Source organism: Inquilinus sp. Marseille-Q2685, from assembly GCF_916619195.1.
Taxonomy (GTDB): Bacteria; Pseudomonadota; Alphaproteobacteria; order DSM-16000; family Inquilinaceae; genus Inquilinus.
The window spans coordinates 26,065-45,451 of record NZ_CAKAKL010000008.1; the positions used below are offsets into that span (position 1 = coordinate 26,065).

Genomic DNA, 19,387 nt, shown 5'->3' on the forward strand with positions numbered 1-19,387 from the left:
TGCTGCGCCCGCACCTTAGGCACATGGACAGCGCGATGCCACGTTACGACGCCGTATTGGCTGATGCCGTCTGGCCCCGCGCGGGCGATCCCGACCGTGCCCGGCGCGGAGTCGAACGGTGGCTTGAACGCGCGACCGATCAATCCGATCCCGAGCTTCGCGATTTCTCCCTCGCCTTGCCTGACGCCCCGCAGGGACGGGCCCTGCTGGAGGCCGTGTTCGGCGGCAGCCCCTATCTGACCGAACTGGCGCTGAAGACCCCGGCGACGGTCCGGCGCTTCCTCTCCGACGGCCCCGACGCCGCCGTCGCCGCCGAGCTGGCGGCCCTGCGCGCCGACACCGCCGCCGAGGCCGACACCACCCGGCTGATGCAGGCGTTCCGCCTGGCCAAGCGGCGCATCGCCCTGCTGATCGCGCTGGCCGATATCGGCGGGCTGTGGCCGCTGGAACAGGTCACGGGCACCCTCTCCGAGCTCGCCGAGACCACCCTGGACCTGGCCACGGCCCATCTCCTGTCCCGGGCCGCGGCGCGCGGCCTGCTGCGCCCCGAGGCCGTGGCGGCGCCGGACGCGTCGGGGCTGATCGTGCTGGGCATGGGCAAGCTGGGCGCGCGCGAGCTGAACTATTCCAGCGATGTCGACCTGATCATCCTCTACGACGCCGACAAGGTGCCGACCGACCGGCCGGACGACCTGGGCCAGACCTTCAGCCGGATGACCCGCGACCTGGTGCGGATCATGGAGGAGCGGACGGTCGACGGCTATGTGTTCCGCACCGATCTGCGGCTGCGGCCCGATCCCGGCGCGACGCCGCCGGCGGTGTCGCTGGCGGCAGCCGAGAGCTACTACACCAGCCTGGCGCAGAGCTGGGAGCGCGCGGCGATGATCAAGGCCCGGCCGGTGGCGGGCGACCGCGCCGCCGGCGACGCCTTCCTCGACTTCCTGACGCCCTTCATCTGGCGCCGCAACCTCGATTTCGCGGCGATCCAGGACATCCACGCGATCAAGCGGCAGATCCACCACCATCACGGCCATGGCGCGGTCGCCATCGAAGGCCACGACCTGAAGCTGGGCCGCGGCGGCATCCGCGAGATCGAATTCTTCGTGCAGATGCAGCAGCTGATCTTCGGCGGCCGCGAGCCGCGGCTGCGCCTGCGCGGCACCATCGCCGGGCTGGCGGCGCTGGCCGAGGCCGGACGGGTCGACCGCGACACCGCCGCCGCCCTGGCCGAATGCTACCGCTTCCTGCGCCGCGTCGAGCACCGGATCCAGATGCTGGAGGACCACCAGACCCACGCGCTGCCCGAGACCGCGGGCGAGGTCGACGCGCTGGGCCGGTTCCTCGGCTTCCCGGACCCGGCCTCGTTCCGCACCGCGCTGACCGACACGCTGCGGCTGGTCGAAGGCCGCTATGCCGAGCTGTTCCAGGAGGACCGGCCGCCGGAGGGCAGCGTCACCCTGGTCTTCGCCGGCGTCGACGACCATCCCGGCACGGTCGAGACGCTGCAGCGGCTGGGCTTCGCCCGGCCGTCCGAGGCGATCGCCGTGGTGCGCGGCTGGCTGCACGGCCGCTACCGGGCCCTGCGCAGCGAGCGGGCGCGCGGCCTGATCACCGGGCTGGTGCCGCGGCTGCTGTCGATCGTCGGCGGCACAGCCGATCCCGACGCTACGCTGCAGCGGCTGGACGGGTTCCTGGCCCGGCTGCCGGCCGGCGTACAGCTCTTCTCCTTGTTTAACGTCAACCCCGATCTCCTTGATCTCCTTATCGATATACTCGGTTTCGGCGGCCGGATCGCGGATTATCTGACGGCCCATGCCGGCCAGCTGGAGGCGGTGCTGGCGCCGGGCTTCTTCAGCACCCTGCCGGGCCGGGAGCGGCTGCAGGAACGGCTGGCGGCGGAGCTGGCGACGGCGCGCGACTTCGAGGACATGCTCGACGTGCTGCGGCGCTGGACCAACGATCAGCGCTTCCGCGCCGCCGTGCACATCCTGCGGCGGCTGTCCGAGACGCCGGCTTGCGCCGCGTTCCTGTCCGACGTCACCGAGGTGGCGCTGCAGGCGCTGGTGCCGCGGGTGGAGGCGGAGTTCGCAAGACGGCACGGCCGCTTCCCGGAAGGCGGGCTCGCCCTCCTCGCCATGGGCAAGCTGGGCGGCCGCGAGATGACGATCCGCTCCGACCTCGACCTGATCATGATTCACGACGCCGGCGCCGATCAGATGTCGGACGGCGAGAAGCCGATCGGGCCGATGGTCTATTACACCCGCCTGATCCAACGCCTGGTCTCGGCGATCACCGCGCCGACCGCGCAGGGCGCGCTGTTCGAGGTCGACATGCGGCTCCGCCCCTCCGGCAATGCCGGGCCGCTGGCCACCAGCCTCGAAGCCTTCAGCGCCTACCAGCGCGGCGACGCCTGGACCTGGGAGCATATGGCCCTGACCAGGGCCCGGGTGATCCATGCCGACGGGCCGTTGCGCGAGCGGATCGAGACCGAGATCCGCGCGGTGCTGGGCCTGCGCCGCGATCCGGACAAGCTGCGCCGCGACATCGCCGAGATGCGTGGCCGGATGGCGCGCCAGCGCGATATCGGCGATGTCTGGAACATCAAGCATTTCCGCGGCGGGCTGGTCGATGTCGAGTTCATCGCCCAGTACCTGCAGCTGCGGCACGCGGCCGACCATCCCGGGATCCTGCACCAGGCCACGGCCGAGGTGCTGCGCCGCGCCGCGGCCGCCGGGCTGCTGCCCGATGCGGAGGCGCAGACGCTGCTGCGGGCGCTGGCGACCTGGCAACGGGTTCAGGCCTTCCTGCGCTTCGCCGTCGAGGACAAGTTCGATCCGGCCGAGGCCTCCGACGCCATGATCCGCGGCCTGCTGCGCGCCGTCGCCGAGGAGGCCGCCGCCGACCCGCCGGAGGATCTCGACGCCGCCGCGGCCGGGATGCGGCGCCAGGCGGCCGAGGTGATGGCCGTGTTCGACCGGCTGATCGGACCACCGCCGACGGACGAGCTTGCCTCGAAGCCCGCGGCATCCTAGTCCAAGGCAGAGAACCGCCTGTGGAGACATCCGAATGACCGTCGAGATCGGCAAGCCCGCCCCGGACTTCACCCTGCCCAAGGCGGGCGGCGGGACGGTGTCGCTTTCAGCCCTGCGCGGCCGGAAGGTGATCGTCTACTTCTATCCGAAGGCCGACACGTCCGGGTGCACCAAGGAGGCCTGCGGCTTCAACGACGCGCTGCCGGAGTTCGAGGGCGTCGACGCCACGGTCATCGGCATCTCCAAGGACCCGGTGCCGGCGCTGAACAAGTTCGCGGCGAAATACGGCCTGACCTTCACCCTGGCCTCGGCCAAGGACGACGACACGGTCGAGCGCTACGGCGCCTGGGTCGAGAAGTCGATGTACGGCCGGAAGTACATGGGCATCGACCGCTCGACGGTGCTGGTCGACGAACAGGGCATCGTCCGTGGACTGTGGCGCGGCGTGCGGGTGCCCGGCCATGTCGAGGCAGTGCTGGCCGCGGCGCAGAAGGGATGACGGCGGCTATTGAGGCGGATGCTCCACCAGGTCGAGCCGTCGCTCGATGCGGTCGAGACGGGCTTTGATCTTGTCGACGATATGCCGATCTTCGACCGTCTCGGCATAGTTCGATGCCTGATCGCGGGCGGGGCGGGCCAAGCCGATCTCGATCTGCGCGAGCCGCGACAGGATTTCCTGATCACGCTCCCGCGATGCGGTCAGCTCGGCCTGCATTCGCTTCAGGTGCTCCAGCACCAGGTTGGTGGTCTCGTCAGTCATATCTAGGCCGGAACCTGTCGGTTGCTGTCGGTCAGCCTACACCAGAAATGTGGCCGTTCCGCAATTTGTGGAAGAGGTAGCCGCGACGCCTCCCCTCCACGAGGCAACTAAGCAACATCCTTCGCCAGGAAGTCGATGACGGCGCGCACGGCGGGCAGCTGCCCGCGCCGGTGCGGTGTCAGCAGCGTCGTCCACACCGTCCCGGCCTCCCACTCCGGCAGGACCGGCGCCAGCGTTCCCGCGGCCAGGGCCTCGGCGGCCATGGTCTCGGGCAGGCAGGCGATGCCCAGCCCGGCGGCTGCCGCCTTCAGCAGCACCACGGATTCATCGGCCACGAAGCTCGAGGCCGGCGCCATCTGCGCCTCGCGGCCGTCGCGGTGGCGCAGCCGCCAGAGCGTCGCCGAGGGGCCGGTCAGCAGCCCGTCATGGTCCGCGAGATCCGCCGGCTCCCGCGGCACCCCGCGGCGCGCCAGATAGTCCGGCGCCGCCACCAGGGCAATCCGCTCGACCGCCATCCGCCGCTGCACCAGCTCGGAATCCGGCAGCGGCGCGAAATGGCTGCGCACCGCGATGTCGAAGCCCTCCTGCACCAGGTCGACGAAGCGGTCGGTGACATGGAGCTGCAGCCGGATCTTCGGATAAGCCCGGGCCAGCGCCGGCAGCAGGCCGGACAGCCGGAACTGGGCGGTCGGCACGGAGGCCGTGATCCGGACGGTACCGCTCGGCTCGGCCAGGCGGCGGCGCACCACGTCCTCCGCTGCTTCCGCCTCGATCAGCGCGGCCTGGGCATGGTCGTAGAAGTCGCGCCCGAGCTCGGTCAGCACGAAGCTGCGCGAGGTGCGGTGGATCAGCCGGGCACCGAGCTGCGCCTCCAGCTCCGCCACGCGCTTGCTGATGGTCGATTTCGGCAGTCCCAGCCGCCGTCCCGCCGCGGCGAAGCCGCCGCTGTCGACGGCCCGGACGAACAGGGTCAGGTCGTTGAGGTTGAGCACGCAGATCGTCCATGCCTGTGGACCTTGGATCCACGACAACACGGCTACAGCCCCAAAGTCCACATCGGCATATTCCCGTCGTGACCAGAACACGAGGGAACCCATCATGGAACCGATCCTCTTCTACGGCGTGCCGTCGGGCTGCTCCTTCGGCTCGATCGTGGCGCTGGAATGGCTCGGCGAGCCGTATCGGCTGAGCCGCATAGAGATGCCGGAGGTCGTGCAGGGCGAGGCCTATCGCCGCCTCAACCCGGTCGGCGAGACGCCGACGCTGATGACCGCCGACGGAAGGCTGATCAGCGAGAGCATGGCGATCCTGAACCATCTCGGCGCCCGCGGGATCGACAAGGGCCTGTCCTTCGCCCAGGGCACGCCCGGCTTCGACCGGCTGAACCAGGCGCTGGCCTTCCTCAACACCACCTTCTTCAACGCCTTCAGCCCGCTGTGGTACGCGCTGGAGCACGGCACCGAGGGCGTGGAGCGCGACGCGCTGCGGGCCTATGGCGCGGCCAAGGTGGCAAAGGCGCATGCCGATCTGGAAGCGATGCTGGGCACCCAGGACTGGCTGCTGGGCGACCGGTCGCTGGCCGACGCCTACTTCATCGGCATCGCCCGCTGGACCAAGTACCACGAGGTGGTCGACCGGCGGGACTATCCCGGGCTTCAGCGCCTGTTCGAGCGGCTGGAGGCCGACCCGGCGGTGCAGTTCGCCCATGCGATCGAGCGTGGCGAGCCCGCCCGCAGCACCGGCGGCTTCCGGGGCGAGATCAGCCTGGAGGAGGCTTTGGGCCTGATGAAGCAGGCGGCGTGACGGCCGCCTGCCACCTGCCTCAGAAAGAGTAGGCGTCCATCGCCAGCGCGCCCATGGTGACGCTGGCGTGGAGCCGGCGGCCGGGCAGGTCGCCGGCCCCGAGGGCGACGAAGAACGGCAGGAAATGCTCGTCCGCCGGATGGTTCTTCACCGCCTCGGGCGCCAGGCGGCGGTAGTTCAGCAGGTCCTCGGTGCGGCCCTGCTCCACCGCCGCCGCCACCCAGTCGATGAACGCCCGGGCCCAGCCGGAGACCGGGGCGTCCGGTCCGCCGCGCCAGTCCAGCGCCCGCAAATTGTGGGTCAGCGACCCCGAGGCCAGGATCATCACCCCATCGTCCCGCAGCCCGCGCAGCGCCTGCCCCACCGCATGGTGATGCGCCGGATCCAGATGCGGCTGGATCGACAGGGTCGCGACCGGGATGTCGGCCGCCGGATACATCCGGCGCAGCGGCACCCAGGCGCCGTGGTCCAGGCCGCGCTTGTCGTCGATCGCCACCGGCAGGCCGGCCGCGGCGATCCGCTCGGCGGCGAGGCGCGCCAGGCCGGGCGCGCCGGCGGCCGGGTAGCGGAGCTGGTACAGCGGCTCGGGGAAGCCGTAGAAGTCGTGGATCGTCTCCGGCCGCTGCGCCGCGCCGAGCGTCGGCACCTCGGTCTCGAAATGGGCGGAGGCCAGCAGGATCGCATCCGGGCGCGGCAGCGACGGCCCGAGCGCGTCGAAGAACCGCCCTGCCGGCTCGTCCGACAGCGCCAGCATCGGCGAGCCATGGGAGACGAAGAGCGCGGGCATCGTGGGCATGATCGATCTCCAGAGCGTTCGGCGCGGATGGCCTCGGCCGCTGCCGATATTGGACCTCTCGTCGATTTTGATAATCCGGCGTGACATCAAAAGATTGTTGATCCACCTTTGACAATCATGGATCGCCTGACCACGCTGGACCTGTTCGTGCGGATCGTCGATGCCGGCAGCTTCGCCGCGGGGGCCGAGCAGCTGGGCCTGTCGCGGGCGCTGGCCAGCCGGGCGATCCTGGATCTCGAGACCCGCCTCGGCACCCGCCTCCTCAACCGCACCACCCGCCGGCTGAGCCTGACCGAGGCCGGCGCCGCCTTCTACCGCCGGGCCCAGCGCATCACCGCCGACGTGGTCGAGGCCGAGGAAGAGGCGGCGGCGCTGCACGCCCGTCCGCGCGGCCTGCTGCGGGTCAACGCGCCGATGAGCTTCGGCGTGCTGCATGTGGCCCCGGCTATGGCCGCCTATCTCGAGCGCTACCCCGAGGTCTCGGTCGACCTGACCCTGAACGACCGGGTCGTCGACCTGCTGGAGGACGGCACCGACTTGGCGGTCCGCATCGGCAGGCTTGCCGATTCCTCGCTGATCGCCCGCCGCCTGGCTCCCTGCCGCATCCTGCTCTGCGCCGCCCCGTCCTATCTCGCGGCCCACGGCACCCCGGCGCATCCCTCGGATCTGGCCCGGCACCGCTGCATCGCCTACGCCTATGGCGGCGACCGCGGCGAATGGGTGCTGACCGGGCCGGAGGGCGAGGTGCGCGTCCGCGTCAACGCCCGGCTGCAGATCAACAACGGCGACGCCATCCAGGCGGCGATCCGCGAGGGCTACGGCATCGCCCGGCAGCCGGACTTCATCGCCGCCCCCGACCTCGCGGCCGGCCGGATGGTCCAGGTGCTGCCGGAATGGCGGCTGCCGGAGCTCGGCATCCATGCCGTCTACCCGCCGGCCCGCACCCTGTCGGCCAAGGTCCGCAGCTTCGTCGACTTCCTGGCCGAGCGCTTCGCCCGCCCGGCCTGGAGCCTCGACAGCCGCGGCTGAAGCCGGCAGTCTCGCCCATCCCGCCAGCGAGGATCGCATGAGCAAGACCGCCGCCGACATCGTCGACTTCGCCACTGCCCCGTCCGAGGACGCGACCTGGCGGCCCGATCCGGCCAAGATCCTGAGCGGCGATCCGCTGCAGACGGTGCGCAACCTCTACAGCGACCCGACGGGCCAGTTCTCGGCCGGGATCTGGGAGGGCGCGGTCGGCGCCTGGCGCGTGTCCTACACCGAGGAGGAGTTCTGTCACCTGCTGTCCGGCACGATCGAGCTGACCGACGGCAACGGCGCCGCCCGCCGCTTCGAGGCCGGCGCCAGCTTCGTCGTCCCCGCCGGCTTCGAGGGCATCTGGCGGAACCTGACGCCGGCCCGGAAGCTGTACGTGATCTACGAACGGAAGAGCTGAGCCCTACTCCGCTAGCGGCTCGTAGAAGGCGGCGGCGAAGCCGGCCAAGTCGCGGGCGGGCACGTTGAACGGCCGCTTCAGCTTGGCCCGGAAATACCGCCGCACCAGCTCGTGATATGTGGCGATCGGCGGCAGGCCCTGACGGCCGCATTCCCATTCGAACCAGCGCCGGCCGGCGGCGACATGGCCGATCTCGTCGGTGTAGATCCGGTGCAGGATGCGGGCGCTGTCGGGATCGCCGGCGCGCTCCAGCCGCTCCACCGTCTCCGGCGTCACGTCCAGGCCGCGCGCCTCCAGCACCAGCGGCACCACCGAGAGCCGGCCGAGCAGGTCCTCCGCCGTCTCCTCCGCCGCCTGCCACAGCCCGTCATGCGCCGGCAGGGCGCCGTAGGCGGAACCGAGCTCCTCCAGCCGCCGCGACAGCAGGCCGTGATGCGTCGCCTCCTCGTCGGCGACCTTGACCCAGTCGTCGAAGAACCCTTCCGGCGTCTCCGCCGTGGCGAAGCGGGCGATCAGGTCCCAGGTCAGGTCGATCGCGTTCAGCTCGATATGGGCCAGGGCGTGCAGTAGGGCGATCCGCCCCGCCTCTCCGCCCAGGCGCCGCTTCGGCATGTCGCCCGGGCGCCGCAGCTCCGGCTGCGCCGGCCGGGCCGGGCGCGGCGGCGGGCGGCGCGATCCCAGCACCGGGACCGCACGCTGCCGCCAGGCCGCGGCGGCCTGGTGGCTCAGCTCGATCTTGCGCAGCGGGTCCGCCGTCTCCAGCACGGCGACGGCGAGGTCGGTCAGGCTGTCCATGCCCCCTCTTACACCAGGACAGCGCCGGCCTGGAATGCGGGCCGCCCAGCCGATCGTCTCAGGATCGGCACGGTCTCGGGATGCCCCCGCATGATGATGATGCTATGCTTGCCGTTGTCCGCCAGCCCGATGAGGGCATGACGGACGAAGCATCATTGCCGAAGCCCGAGATTGTCCCGAGATTCTGTTGTTTCGATACGGCGCCGATCGCGCATGTCCCTCTCCAGCGTTCCAGCAGATGACCGGCCGGCCGTTCCCGATCGTCGCCGGACTGCTGTGCGGACTTGATCGGAGCGTCCGCGCCGGGATCTCCGGATGGTGCCGATGGCTGGCGCCCCTCGGCCGCGCGGCGGCGATAGGCGCGGTGCTGCTGGGCCTGCCTGGCCCCGCCCAGGCGCGTGACCAGGACAGCGCGGCAGCGGTCCGGCAGGTGGTGATGGGCATCATCAGCTACACCCGCTGGCCGGCCGAGCCGCCGCAACTCCGCCTTTGCGTCATCGGCCCGGCCGACTTCGCGGACGGCTTGCTGGCCGGCGCCACACAGGCCTCCGGCCGGCCGGTCCGGGCGGTCCGGCTGGGTCCCGACGGATCGCCGGGCGACGATTGCGACGTTGTCTATCTCGGCCGGCTCGGCGATGCCGAGCGCCGGCAGCTGTTCGCGCGCCTGGCGGGGCACGCCGTGCTCAGCATCAGCGAGCAGGACAAGAGCTGCACGGTCGGCAGCATGTTCTGCCTGCAGGTCCAGGGGTCGCAGGTCTCGTTCCAGATCAACCTCGATTCTGTGGCCCGCAGCGGCGTGCGGGTGAGCCCGAAGGTGCTGCAGCTCGGCCGGCGCAAGGAGACGCCGCCGTGAGCCGGCGGCACGACGACCAGCGCCCCCCGCTGCGGCGGGTGCTGCGCCGGGCGCATCTCGGCGTCGCCCTGCTGGCGGTGACGCTGGCGGGGCTGACCCTGACCATCGCCGGCTTCGCCGCCCTGCGCGCCTATGCCGGCAGCAACCTGCAGCTGATCGCGGCCTCGATGAGCTATACCGTGGAGGCCGCGGTGGTGTTCAAGGACCGCGCCGCCGCCGAGGAAGCGCTGGGCCTGATCGCCGCCGCCGAGGGCGGCGTCGCCGAGGCCAATGTCTTCGATGCCGGCGGCGCGCTGTTCGCGCATTGGCAGCGCCCGGCCCAGCCCCCGCTGCTCGACCTCGAACGCCGCCTGGCCGCCATGGTCTTCGCGTCGCCGGTGCTGCAGCCGATCACCCATGACGGCGCGGAGATCGGGCGGATCGAGCTGCACGGCAGCGCCGGCGGGCTGCTGCGGTTCCTGGCGATCGGCGTGGCGGTGGTCCTGGCGTGCCTGGCCCTGAGCGCCCTGGGCGCGCTGCTGCTGTCGCGCTATCTGGTCGCCGGCATCGTCGGCCCGCTGCACAGGCTGGCCACGGTGGCGCACCGGGTCCGCAACGAACGGACCTTCGACCAGCGGGTGCCGCCCGCCGGCATCGCCGAGCTGAACGAGCTGGCCGACGACTTCAACGCCCTGCTCGGCGAGCTCGAAGCCTGGCAGGCCGGGTTGCAGCGCGAGAACGAATCCCTGGCCCACCAGGCGAGCCACGACAGCCTGACCGGCCTGCCGAACCGCGCGGTGTTCGAGGCCCGGCTGCGCGCCGCGCTGCAGGAGGCCGAAGCGGCCCGCGGCCGGGTCGCGGTGCTGTTCCTCGACAGCGACAACTTCAAGCAGACCAATGACGATCTCGGGCATGCCGCCGGCGATGCGGTTCTGGCCGCCGTCGCCGCCCGGGTGCGGGACCGGCTGCGCAAGACCGATCTGGTGGCGCGGCTGGGCGGCGACGAGTTCGCGGTGCTGTTGGCCCCGGTCGTGGAGATCGCCGACGCGCTGCGGGTCGCCGACGACATCCTGGCCAGCCTGCGGCAGCCCGTCCGGCTGCCTTCGGGCGGCACTGTCACCGCCTCGGTGAGCATCGGGATCGCCATCTTCCCCGACCATGCCGGGGACGGGGTGGCCCTGCTGCGCCAGGCCGACGCCGCCATGTATCTCGCCAAACGCCTGCGGCCCGGCGGCCGGGAGCTCGCCGCCGGGCCGGACCCATTCGAGGAACGGGAGACCCATCTTGCATCTCGTCACTAGGCGCACCGCCATCGGGCTGGCCCTGGCCGGTCTTCTCGCCGTGACCCTGGCCGGCTGCCAGTCCGGGCTGACGCCGGCGCAGATCGCGCTGCTGAAGCAGCAGGGCTTCGAGCTGACCGACGCCGGCTGGGAATTCGGCATGTCGAGCAAGCTGCTGTTCGGCACCAACGAGGCGACGCTCGCCTCGGGCCAGCGCGAATCCATCGGCCAGCTGGCCCGCGCTTTGCTGTCGGTCGACATCCACCGGCTGCGAGTCGAGGGCCACACCGACGACTACGGCACGGCGGAGTACAACCAGCGGCTGTCCGAGCGCCGGGCCAAGGCCGTGGCCGAGGCCCTGGTCGCGGCCGGCATTCCCGCCCAGGATCTGCAGGTGGTCGGCATGGGCATGAGCGCGCCGGTCGAGGACAACCGATCCTCCGCCGGGCGGCGGGAGAACCGCCGCGTCGCGATCATCGTCTCGAACCAGCAGTAGCCGGTGCCAGGCCGCAGGCGACATTGTTACAGAAAGATTGCATTCGCCGAAAATTCCAGTAGTCGCGGGACGAATACTCGAGGACTTCCAGCTCCTGGAAGCCAGGCGTCGCATCCATCTGCTTCAATGTCGCCGCAGTGTTGGTCGAACCCACCGAATCGATCTGTAATTCCGGAACGGGAGATTGGATTCTTCTGTCCTGATCGGCCAAGCTGATCGGACATCATTGGAAGGGCGTCCGGATGGTCACTCCGCTCGACAACCGCAGATGGCCGCAGATCAAGCCGGTCCACGCCACCACCAGGACGGACGATTTCCGGCGGAGCGTCGATCGGGCCGACCGGCGCCTCGACGGCGGCGTCATCATCCACAGCATCCAGAACGGGGAATCGGCGCTCAAGGTCGGGGGCGAGCACGGGTTCTCCCTGGCCGAGCTGACGCTGATGAACCCGAAGCTGGCGAAGAATCCCGGCTGGATCCAGCGCGGCGACACCCTGGTCCTGGTCGACAAGGCCCTGTTCAAGGAGGTCACCGACGCGATCAAGACCGTCGAGCTGGCATCGCAGAACAAGGGCTCGCAGGTCGCCGCGGAGACGGCCGGCGAGCTGCGCCAGAAGGCGGAGCTGCAGCTGGCGCCCGGCTTCATCGAGGCCGGGCTGCCGGTCGCCTGGGACAAGGCCAAGCTGGCGGCGGCCTTGAACACCCATGAGCAGCCGGTCGCCGGGCTGGGCAAGCGCCAGCCGGGCTTCGCCGAGATCGCCTCGCGCGCCAAGCTCTCGGCCCAGTCCGATCTCGACACGGTGTTCGAGCCGCTGCGCGGCTCGATCGCGGCAGCGCGGCACAGCGGCGACTGGAGCGAGGTCCAGGCCGATGCCGAGACGCAACTGGCCGCGCTGACCAAGGGCAGCCCGGACCCGAAGGCGGCGATCGACGGGCTGACCGACCTGCTGATCCAGGGCGGCCCGAAGCAGGGATCGAAGACCGATCCGGGCTACGAGACGGCGATCCGGAACGCCCAGACCCGGCTGCTGTCCGAAGAGCCGGCCAAGCCGATCCTCGACCTGGCGGCGAAGCACCAGAAGACGGTGGTCGACAGCGACATCGCCAAGCCGGAATACAGCAGCGCCATCGCGCCGGAGCTGACCAAGGCGGAGGAGGTCACGCGCGACCGGCCCGGCCGCACCGTGTCGCCGGAATGGGCGACGCAGATCCTGGGCAACCCGAAGGTCCAGTCGGCGCTGGACACAGTGATCCGGGACTATCCGGACGGCCCGGCGCAGCGCGGGGCGAAGACCATCGACACGCTGTCGGCGCTGTCCGACCGGGCCGGCCGGACCAAGGACGGCGAGAAGATCGTCGACCGCTACGCCAGCCAGCTGGTGGCGATGGCCGAGAAGGCCGGGCGCAACGGCGCCGGCATCTCGCCGGACATCGTCGAGGAGTTCGGCAGCGCCTTCAAGGACAGCATCGCCGCCGGCCGCTCGCCGACGCTCGCCATCCGGGTCGCCCATCACCTCGAGAAGAACGGCCATCTCGACGAGGCCAGCCTGCTGCTGGACCAGACGGGCCAGGGGGTGAAGGACCAGGTCAAGCACGCCGGGGACACCGGCAAGACCTTCAAGTCCGACGTGCTGTACCCGAACCAGGTCGCCTCGCCCGGCGCCGACGATCAGCAGAAGCTGGCCGGGCTGCAGGGCCTGCTGGAGCAGCAGAAGCCGCTGGTCGACAAGCTGGACCAGGCCGGCGCCTCGCTGGTGCTGACCCGCAACGCCCTCGAGACCGCGCCCCGCGACCTGCTGGACGGGCTGCCCGGGGGCGGCAGCCTGGACGAGGCCTACAGCGCGCTGGTGAAGGAGGCCGACAAGGACGGCAGCGACGTCAACCTGGCCCTGCGCCTCAGCCCCAAAGCCGCGGTCGAATGGGGCCGCATGGTGCAGCAGGACCAGCGCGAGCAGGTCGGGACGCTGCCGGACAAGGAGCTCGACCAGATCCTGGCCAAGCTGGACAAGCTTCCGGCCGGCGATCCGGCGGCCGAGATCCGGGAGAAGCTGGGCAAGGGCGACGCGGCGCGCCGGGCGCTGCGGGCCGATCCGGACCTGACCCTGACGCTGATCCAGCACCTCGGCGGCCAGGATGCCGAGAGCGGCGCCGAGGTGCCGAAGCAGCCGACCGGCATGTTCATCGTCCGCAACAGCGACGACTTCATCCGGGCCATGCAGGGCGCGCCGGCGACGCCGCTGACGTCGCTGTTCTCCGCCATCGGCGGAGTCGAGTTCATCCGGCCGCAGCAGACCCTGGACGTGATCGCGGGCGCGCCGACGCTGGACCCGAAGACCATCAACAACGCCTGGGGCTACTGGTTCGCCGGCAATGCCTGGAAGACCTGGAAGGTGTCGCTGGGCAAGCCGACCCCGATCATGGGGCCGATCCTCGACAAGAGCCTGATGCCGCTGACCCTGGCGACGACCGCCGAGGCCCTGGTGCATGGCCGCCCGCTGGACGCCGTGTCCTGGCTGCCGGCGATCATCGGCAGCCTGAAGTCGGTCGGCCCCAAGACCGGCGGCGCCCTGTGGCTGCTGACCGCGATCGCCGTGGTCGGCAAGTCGCAATACACCCGGGTCAAGGCGTCGAACCACTACGAGCCGATGCTGGGCGCCTGGCTGAAATCGGCCTATCCCGGCGTCGACAAGCCCGAGAGCCTGGCCAATTGCGACGAGGAGGGCCGGCCCTTCCTGGCGATGCTGCCGACGCTGGGCAAGCGGCTGGGCTTCAAGGAGGACGAGCTGCCGCAACTGGTCGACTGGCTGTACGAGCTGCCGGTGCGCAAGCGCGACTTCTTCATCGACAACGCCCTGCAGGTCGAGCCGAACGACAAGGGCGAGTACCCGATGGGCGAGTACGACGCCAATGCCCGCCGCGGCCCGAACATCCAGCGTTACCAGATCCACACCATCGAGGATGTGGTGCTGTTCGCCGAGCAGTACGATTTCAAGCTGCCGAAGCCGCCGGGCGCCGCCGAGCCGGAACCGAAGAAGACGGAGAAGACCCCCTCCCCGTCTCCCTCGGAGACCCGGCAGCCCTGGCAGCAGTACGACTGGATCCTGCCGAAGCCTACAGCGTCATCGACGCCGCGCGACTGAGGGCCAGTCAGGCCGTCCCGGTCATCACCGCAGCAAACTGCTCCATCGCCCAGTCGACCTGGTCGCGGGTGATCACCAGGGGCGGCGCGATCCGGATCGTGTCGCCATGGGTGTCCTTGGCCAGCACGCCGCGCTTCTGCAGCGCCTCGCAGTAGCGGCGGGCGCCGCCGGCCTCGGGATGCAGCTCGACCGCCAGCATCAGGCCGCGGCCGCGCACCTCGCGGATCAGGTTGCTGCGCAGCCCGGCCAGCTGGGCCTGGAAATAGTTGCCCTGGCGCTCGGCGTTCTCGATCATGCCTTCCTCGACCAGCACCTTCAGCGCGGTGCGGGCCACGGCGCAGGCCAGCGGGTTGCCGCCGAAGGTGCTGCCGTGCTGGCCGGGCTTGAGCACGCCGAGAACCTCGGAGTTCGAGAGCACGGCCGAGACCGGGTAGAAGCCGCCGGACAGCGCCTTGCCGACCAGGGTGACGTCGGCCTCGATGCCCTCATGCGCCTCGGCCAGCAGCCTGCCGGTGCGGCCGAGCCCGGTCTGGATCTCGTCCAGGATCAGGGTGACGTTGTGCCGGGTGCACAGCTCGCGCACGGTCTTGAAGTAGCCCGGCGGCGGGATCATAACGCCGGCCTCGCCCTGGATTGGCTCGACCAGGAAAGCCACGGTGTTCGGCGTGATCGCGGCCTCGAAGGCGGCGGCGTCGCCGAAGGGCACGATCTTGAAGCCGGGCGCGAAGGGCCCGAAGCCGCCGCGCGCGTCGGGATCGGTCGAGAAGCCGACGATGCCCAGCGTGCGGCCATGGAAGTTGTTCTCGCAGACAATGATCTCGGCCTGGCCGTCGGGCACGCCCTTGACCTCGTAGCCCCACTTCCGGACCGCCTTGACCGCCGACTCCACCGCCTCGGCGCCGCTGTTCATCGGCAGCACCTTGTGCGAGCCGGTGAGGGCCGCGATCTCGTCGTAGAACAGCGCCAGCTGGTCGTTGCGGAAGGCGCGCGAGGTCAGGGTCAGCTTCTGCGCCTGCTCCACCATCGCCGCCAGGATCTTCGGGTGGCAATGGCCCTGGTTGACGGCGGAATAGGCCGAGAGACAGTCGAGATAGCGGTTGCCGTCGACGTCCCAGACCCAGACGCCCTCGCCGCGCGACAGCACGACGTCGAGCGGCTTGTAGTTGTGCGCGCCGAGGCGGGCTTCGGTCTCGATGAGAGTGGTCGCCGATGTGGCCATGGTCCTGCTCCTGTTCCCGTCCTGCCGGTTCGCGTTATTGGGCACCCGAGGCCGCGCGCTCCAGCGCTCCGGCCGGCTCGATGATCTGCCGGCCGAACAGGCTGGAGACCAGGTCGACCAGCAGCAGGGCGCTCTTGCCGCGGTCGTCGAGGAAGGGGTTCAGCTCGACCACGTCGAGCGACCCGACCAGGCCGCTGTCGTACAGCATCTCCATGATCAGATGCGCCTCGCGGTAGGTCGCCCCGCCCGGCACGGTGGTGCCGACGCCCGGCGCGATCGACGGGTCGAGGAAGTCGACGTCGAGGCTGACATGCAGCACACCGTTGCGCGCCGCCACCTTGTCGAGGATCCGGCGCATCAGCACCGACACGCCGTATTCGTCGACCAGGCGCATGTCGAACACCTCGACGCCGCGGCGGCGCAGCAGCGCCCGCTCCTCGCGGTCGATCGAGCGGGCGCCGAGGATGGTCAGGTTCTGCGGGTCCAGCCGCTCGCGCGGCTCCGGCCCGAACACGTCGTCGAGGCCGGGCTCGCCGCACAAGAGGGCGGCCGACATGCCGTGCATGTTGCCGGACGGCGTGGTCGCCGGGGTGTTGAAGTCGGTGTGCGCGTCAAGCCAGAGCACGAACAGCTCGCGCCCGGCCTCGCGGCAATGGCGCAGCACGCCGTTGACCGTGCCCATCGACAGGCTGTGGTCGCCGCCGAGGAAGATCGGCAGAGTGCCCTGGCTCATGAGGGCGTAGGCGCGGTCGCTGAGCACCCGGGCCCAGCCCGCGATCTCCGGCAGGAAGCGCATCTGCGGCGTCTCGGCGACGGCCGGCAGCGGTCGCGCCGGCGCCAGGTCGCCCTGGTCCTCGACCTCGAAGCCGAGGCCCTGCAGGCTCGGCAGCAGGCCGGCGGTGCGCAGCCCGGCCGGGCCCATCACGGCGCCGCGATGCCCGGCCCCGACTTCGACCGGCGCGCCCACCAGGGCGATGCGCGAGGGCCGCTGCTGCGTGCGATCGGTTCCGTCCATGTCCTGCCATCCCTGTCGGCGGGGTTTGAGACCTGATTATCCGCGCGCCAGGGGGTGACATAAAGATGGCATCTTGGCTATTTTGCTCAGCGGATCGAGCAAACTGGCAAGGCGCACCAATCAGAATGGACGATCTCGACCGCAAGCTGCTGTCGCTGCTGCGGGCCGATGCCCGCACCCCGGTCTCGACCCTGGCGCCGGCGCTCGGCGTCTCCCGCGCCACGGTGCGGGCCCGGATCGACCGGCTGGTCGACACCGGCGTGATCCAGGGCTTCACCATCGTGGTCAAGGCCGGCAGCCAGCCGAACCCGATCCGCGCCGTCACCATGATCGAGGTCGAGGGCCAAGCCGCCGACCGGGTGATGCAGCGGCTGCGGGGCTTTCCGGAAGTGCGGGCGCTGCATTCGACCAACGGCCGCTGGGACATCGTGGCGGAGATCGAGACCGCGACGCTGGAGGAATTCGACCAGACGCTACGCCGGATCCGGCAGGTCCAGGGCATCTCGCAGACAGAGACCAGCCTGATGCTGTCCTCGATCCGGACGCGCACCGAGGCGGCCTGAGGCGGCCGAATTCGTCGTACATTTATCACGAAACATTTGTGCGCCGGCGGCGTTGAACAAGCCGACCCGCTCGGCTAGGGATTGCAGCCGACCGACCCACCGCATCGAGGAAGACGGACGATGAGAATCAGCCCGCGCGTGCAGAAGATCCTGTCGAACTACGACAGCGAAAACCCGGCCGTGAAGGCCCAGCTCGCGCAGCTCCTGATGAACGGCCGTCTCGGCGGCACCGGCAAGATGATCATCCTGCCGGTCGACCAGGGGATCGAGCACGGGCCCGCCCGCAGCTTCGCCGTCAATCCAGGCGGCTACGACCCGTTCTACCACCACCAGTTGGCGATCGACGCCGGGCTGAACGCCTACGCCGCGCCGCTGGGCCAGCTCGAGGTCTCGACCGGCAAGCTGTACGGCCAGATCCCGACCATCCTGAAGCTGAACCACTCGAACAGCCTGTCGCGCTTCAAGGAAGACGCCGACCAGGCGATCTTCGCCTCGGTCGAAGACGCTCTGCGCCTGGGCTGCACCGCCATCGGCTTCACCATCTATCCGGGCTCGGACCGCGGCCTGGACCAGATGGAGGAGATCGGCGAGCTGATCCGCGAGGCCAAGTCGGTCGGCCTGCCCACCGTGCTGTGGTCCTACCCGCGCGGCGGCAACATCACCAAGGAGGGTGAGACCGCGATCGACGTGGTGGCCTATGCCGCGCATCTGGCCAGCCAGCTCGGCGCCCATGTCATCAAGGTGAAGCTGCCGAGCGACTTCATCGAGCAGAAGGAGGCGAAGAAGGAGTTCGACGGCGCCAGGATCGCGATCGGCACCCAGGCTGAGCGCGTGGCGGAGGTCATGCGCTCCTGCTTCAACGGCCGCCGCATTGTCGTGTTCTCCGGCGGCGCCGCCAAGGATACCGCCTCGGTGCTGGACGATGCCCGCGCCATCCGCGACGGCGGCGGCAACGGCTCGATCATCGGCCGCAACTGCTTCCGCCGGCCGCGGGAAGAGGCGCTGCAGCTGCTGGACACCCTGGTCCGCATCTTCCAGGGCAAGGAGTAGGTCCTGAGCGACTCCCGCATCTACATCGCGATCCCGCCGGAGCTCGATCCGGCGGTGTTCGCGGCCGCCCTCGGCGCCGGCGACGTCGCCTGCGTCGAGATGGCGGTGCCGGCCGATCCGGCCGCGGCCAAGGCCGCGGTCGAGCGGCTGCGCGGCATCGCGCAGGAGCAGGGCGTGGCCTTCCTGCTGCGCGACGACGCCGTCCTGGCCGCCAAGACAGGCTGCGACGGCGTCGTGGTCGGCCCCGGCGGCTATGCCGCGGCGCGTAAGGCGGTCGGCAATCAGGCGATCGTCGGCGTGCTGGCCGGCACCAGTCGGCACGAGGCGATGGAGGCCGGCGAGGCCGGCGCCGACTTCATCGGCTTCGACGCCGATGCCGAGATCGTGTCCTGGTGGACCGAGATGATGGAGGTGCCCTGCGTCGCCGCGGTGCCCGAGGCGGACTTCCGGCGCGTGGCGGCAGAGGGCTGGGCCAACGCGCAGGAGGCTGAGGCGGCGATCCGCAGCCTGGGCTGAACTGACGGCCGGTGTTCGTTTTGCGGCGGGTAATGAGGTCGTATATACTTCCTTAGTATCTGTGGTACGGGACGACGCCTATGCCGAAAGAAGCCGTTTTCACGATGAAGCTCGAAGCGGAGCTCCGTGACGCCTTCATGGCTGAAGCCGAGGCAACCCACCGGCCGGCCTCGCAGGTGATGCGTGAGTTGATGCGCGAATTCATCCAGCGCCGCCGCGAGGAACGCGAATACGACGAGTTCCTGCGCCGCAAGGTCGAGATCGCGCGGGCGTCGATGCGGGCCGGCCGAGGCCGATCGAATGAAGACGTCGAAGTCGAATTCGCTGCCCTGCGTGCGGAACTGGAGCGCGAGGCGGACGAGACCGGTTCGTGAAGGTCATCTGGACGCCGGAAGCCGAGCAGGATCGTACCGACATTCGGGATCGTATAGCCGGCGACAACCGATCGGCGGCGAGCCGGATGGATCGGCGTTTCAGCGATGCAGCGGCAAAGCTGGCCGACTTCCCGATGCTCGGCCGTGCCGGTAAGGTTCCCGGCACACGAGAGCTGATCCCGCACGAGAACTATCGCCTCGTCTACGAAGTCCAAGGCGACACGGTGTGGGTCCTGGCGCTGATCCACACCGCGCGCCAATGGCCGCCGACTACGGATTGA

20 protein-coding genes are annotated in these 19,387 nt (G+C 70.2%); 14 read left to right on the top strand and 6 right to left on the bottom strand.

All coding sequences use genetic code 11. The annotated features are described in order from the left end of the window. Positions 1-35 precede the first annotated feature (35 nt). Entirely contained in the window at positions 36-3,032 is a 2,997-nt protein-coding gene (locus LG391_RS27660) for a bifunctional [glutamine synthetase] adenylyltransferase/[glutamine synthetase]-adenylyl-L-tyrosine phosphorylase (protein ID WP_225771287.1), read from the top strand. A 34-nt stretch (positions 3,033-3,066) separates the two neighbouring features. Continuing rightward, positions 3,067-3,531 (top strand): peroxiredoxin, encoded by a 465-nt coding sequence (locus tag LG391_RS27665; protein WP_225771288.1) that lies wholly within the window; start codon positions 3,067-3,069, stop codon positions 3,529-3,531. 6 nt (positions 3,532-3,537) lie between these two features. Here LG391_RS27665 and LG391_RS27670 read toward each other — a convergent pair whose 3' ends face one another. Continuing rightward, the gene (locus LG391_RS27670) at positions 3,538-3,792 is read right to left on the bottom strand and encodes a hypothetical protein (RefSeq protein WP_225771289.1); all 255 of its coding nucleotides are present in this window, start codon (positions 3,790-3,792) and stop codon (positions 3,538-3,540) included. Positions 3,793-3,899: 107 nt separating this feature from the next. Continuing rightward, the gene (locus LG391_RS27675; protein ID WP_225771290.1) at positions 3,900-4,784 is read right to left on the bottom strand and encodes a LysR family transcriptional regulator; all 885 of its coding nucleotides are present in this window, start codon (positions 4,782-4,784) and stop codon (positions 3,900-3,902) included. Between the two features lie 106 nt (positions 4,785-4,890). On the opposite strand from LG391_RS27675, the gene LG391_RS27680 reads away from it, so the two are divergent. Next, complete coding sequence (locus LG391_RS27680; protein WP_225771291.1) at positions 4,891-5,595, top strand: glutathione S-transferase family protein; 705 nt, start codon at positions 4,891-4,893, stop codon at positions 5,593-5,595. Positions 5,596-5,614: 19 nt separating this feature from the next. On the opposite strand, the gene LG391_RS27685 is transcribed toward LG391_RS27680, so the two are convergent. Continuing rightward, positions 5,615-6,391, bottom strand: coding sequence for a dioxygenase (locus LG391_RS27685; protein WP_225771292.1), 777 nt, complete (start codon positions 6,389-6,391; stop codon positions 5,615-5,617). Between the two features lie 117 nt (positions 6,392-6,508). On the opposite strand from LG391_RS27685, the gene LG391_RS27690 reads away from it, so the two are divergent. Together LG391_RS27690 and LG391_RS27695 are read left to right on the top strand one after the other, a co-directional pair. Continuing rightward, complete coding sequence (locus tag LG391_RS27690) at positions 6,509-7,420, top strand: LysR family transcriptional regulator (protein WP_225771293.1); 912 nt, start codon at positions 6,509-6,511, stop codon at positions 7,418-7,420. 37 nt (positions 7,421-7,457) lie between these two features. Next, entirely contained in the window at positions 7,458-7,826 is a 369-nt protein-coding gene (locus tag LG391_RS27695) for a cupin domain-containing protein (protein ID WP_225771294.1), read from the top strand. Between the two features lie 3 nt (positions 7,827-7,829). On the opposite strand, the gene LG391_RS27700 is transcribed toward LG391_RS27695, so the two are convergent. Further along, complete coding sequence (locus LG391_RS27700) at positions 7,830-8,621, bottom strand: ferritin-like domain-containing protein (protein WP_225771295.1); 792 nt, start codon at positions 8,619-8,621, stop codon at positions 7,830-7,832. A 238-nt stretch (positions 8,622-8,859) separates the two neighbouring features. Here LG391_RS27700 and LG391_RS27705 point away from each other — a divergent pair, with 238 nt between their 5' ends. The 4 genes from LG391_RS27705 (at position 8,860) to LG391_RS27720 (ending at position 14,369) form a co-directional block, all read left to right on the top strand. Further along, positions 8,860-9,474 carry a YfiR family protein gene (locus LG391_RS27705; protein WP_225771296.1) on the top strand — a complete coding sequence of 205 codons (615 nt, stop codon included), beginning with the start codon at positions 8,860-8,862 and terminating at the stop codon, positions 9,472-9,474. Beyond that, positions 9,471-10,754: a diguanylate cyclase gene (locus LG391_RS27710; protein ID WP_304608570.1), complete on the top strand. Its 1,284-nt coding sequence runs from the start codon at positions 9,471-9,473 to the stop codon at positions 10,752-10,754. Before LG391_RS27705 ends, LG391_RS27710 begins: the two co-directional genes overlap by 4 nt. Beyond that, positions 10,738-11,229, top strand: coding sequence for an OmpA family protein (locus LG391_RS27715; RefSeq protein WP_225771297.1), 492 nt, complete (start codon positions 10,738-10,740; stop codon positions 11,227-11,229). The genes LG391_RS27710 and LG391_RS27715 overlap by 17 nt, the downstream gene beginning before the upstream one ends. 242 nt (positions 11,230-11,471) lie before the next feature. Then, positions 11,472-14,369, top strand: coding sequence for a hypothetical protein (locus LG391_RS27720; RefSeq protein ID WP_225771298.1), 2,898 nt, complete (start codon positions 11,472-11,474; stop codon positions 14,367-14,369). Between the two features lie 7 nt (positions 14,370-14,376). On the opposite strand, the gene rocD is transcribed toward LG391_RS27720, so the two are convergent. Both rocD and rocF read right to left on the bottom strand, forming a co-directional pair. After that, the gene (gene rocD / locus LG391_RS27725; RefSeq protein WP_225771299.1) at positions 14,377-15,588 is read right to left on the bottom strand and encodes an ornithine--oxo-acid transaminase; all 1,212 of its coding nucleotides are present in this window, start codon (positions 15,586-15,588) and stop codon (positions 14,377-14,379) included. A gap of 34 nt (positions 15,589-15,622) precedes the next feature. Next, a complete protein-coding gene (gene rocF / locus LG391_RS27730; RefSeq protein ID WP_225771300.1) occupies positions 15,623-16,603 on the bottom strand; it encodes an arginase in 981 nt (326 codons plus the stop codon). A gap of 125 nt (positions 16,604-16,728) precedes the next feature. On the opposite strand from rocF, the gene LG391_RS27735 reads away from it, so the two are divergent. From LG391_RS27735 to LG391_RS27755, 5 genes are all read left to right on the top strand, one after another. Continuing rightward, positions 16,729-17,166 carry an Lrp/AsnC family transcriptional regulator gene (locus LG391_RS27735; RefSeq protein WP_225771301.1) on the top strand — a complete coding sequence of 146 codons (438 nt, stop codon included), beginning with the start codon at positions 16,729-16,731 and terminating at the stop codon, positions 17,164-17,166. 120 nt (positions 17,167-17,286) lie between these two features. After that, positions 17,287-18,216 (top strand): class I fructose-bisphosphate aldolase, encoded by a 930-nt coding sequence (locus LG391_RS27740; RefSeq protein WP_225771302.1) that lies wholly within the window; start codon positions 17,287-17,289, stop codon positions 18,214-18,216. Positions 18,217-18,270: 54 nt separating this feature from the next. Beyond that, positions 18,271-18,732: a thiamine phosphate synthase gene (locus LG391_RS27745; protein ID WP_225771303.1), complete on the top strand. Its 462-nt coding sequence runs from the start codon at positions 18,271-18,273 to the stop codon at positions 18,730-18,732. Between the two features lie 80 nt (positions 18,733-18,812). Continuing rightward, the gene (locus LG391_RS27750) at positions 18,813-19,106 is read left to right on the top strand and encodes an antitoxin of toxin-antitoxin stability system (RefSeq protein ID WP_225771304.1); all 294 of its coding nucleotides are present in this window, start codon (positions 18,813-18,815) and stop codon (positions 19,104-19,106) included. Then, positions 19,103-19,387, top strand: a complete 285-nt coding sequence (locus tag LG391_RS27755; protein ID WP_225771305.1) for a type II toxin-antitoxin system RelE/ParE family toxin — start codon at positions 19,103-19,105, stop codon at positions 19,385-19,387. The genes LG391_RS27750 and LG391_RS27755 overlap by 4 nt, the downstream gene beginning before the upstream one ends.

Bases quoted from the DNA above. Each gene is read 5' to 3' on its own strand.
- LG391_RS27735 (WP_225771301.1), top strand. From the start codon at position 16,729: ATGGACGATCTCGACCGCAAGCTGCTGTCGCTGCTGCGGGCCGATGCC.
- rocD (WP_225771299.1), bottom strand. From the start codon at position 15,588: ATGGCCACATCGGCGACCACTCTCATCGAGACCGAAGCCCGCCTCGGC.
- LG391_RS27680 (WP_225771291.1), top strand. From the start codon at position 4,891: ATGGAACCGATCCTCTTCTACGGCGTGCCGTCGGGCTGCTCCTTCGGC.
- LG391_RS27720 (WP_225771298.1), top strand. From the start codon at position 11,472: ATGGTCACTCCGCTCGACAACCGCAGATGGCCGCAGATCAAGCCGGTC.
- LG391_RS27750 (WP_225771304.1), top strand. From the start codon at position 18,813: ATGCCGAAAGAAGCCGTTTTCACGATGAAGCTCGAAGCGGAGCTCCGT.
- LG391_RS27660 (WP_225771287.1), top strand. From the start codon at position 36: ATGCCACGTTACGACGCCGTATTGGCTGATGCCGTCTGGCCCCGCGCG.
- LG391_RS27705 (WP_225771296.1), top strand. From the start codon at position 8,860: ATGACCGGCCGGCCGTTCCCGATCGTCGCCGGACTGCTGTGCGGACTT.
- LG391_RS27700 (WP_225771295.1), bottom strand. From the start codon at position 8,621: ATGGACAGCCTGACCGACCTCGCCGTCGCCGTGCTGGAGACGGCGGAC.
- LG391_RS27685 (WP_225771292.1), bottom strand. From the start codon at position 6,391: ATGCCCACGATGCCCGCGCTCTTCGTCTCCCATGGCTCGCCGATGCTG.
- LG391_RS27740 (WP_225771302.1), top strand. From the start codon at position 17,287: ATGAGAATCAGCCCGCGCGTGCAGAAGATCCTGTCGAACTACGACAGC.
- LG391_RS27690 (WP_225771293.1), top strand. From the start codon at position 6,509: ATGGATCGCCTGACCACGCTGGACCTGTTCGTGCGGATCGTCGATGCC.
- LG391_RS27695 (WP_225771294.1), top strand. From the start codon at position 7,458: ATGAGCAAGACCGCCGCCGACATCGTCGACTTCGCCACTGCCCCGTCC.
- LG391_RS27670 (WP_225771289.1), bottom strand. From the start codon at position 3,792: ATGACTGACGAGACCACCAACCTGGTGCTGGAGCACCTGAAGCGAATG.
- LG391_RS27665 (WP_225771288.1), top strand. From the start codon at position 3,067: ATGACCGTCGAGATCGGCAAGCCCGCCCCGGACTTCACCCTGCCCAAG.
- rocF (WP_225771300.1), bottom strand. From the start codon at position 16,603: ATGGACGGAACCGATCGCACGCAGCAGCGGCCCTCGCGCATCGCCCTG.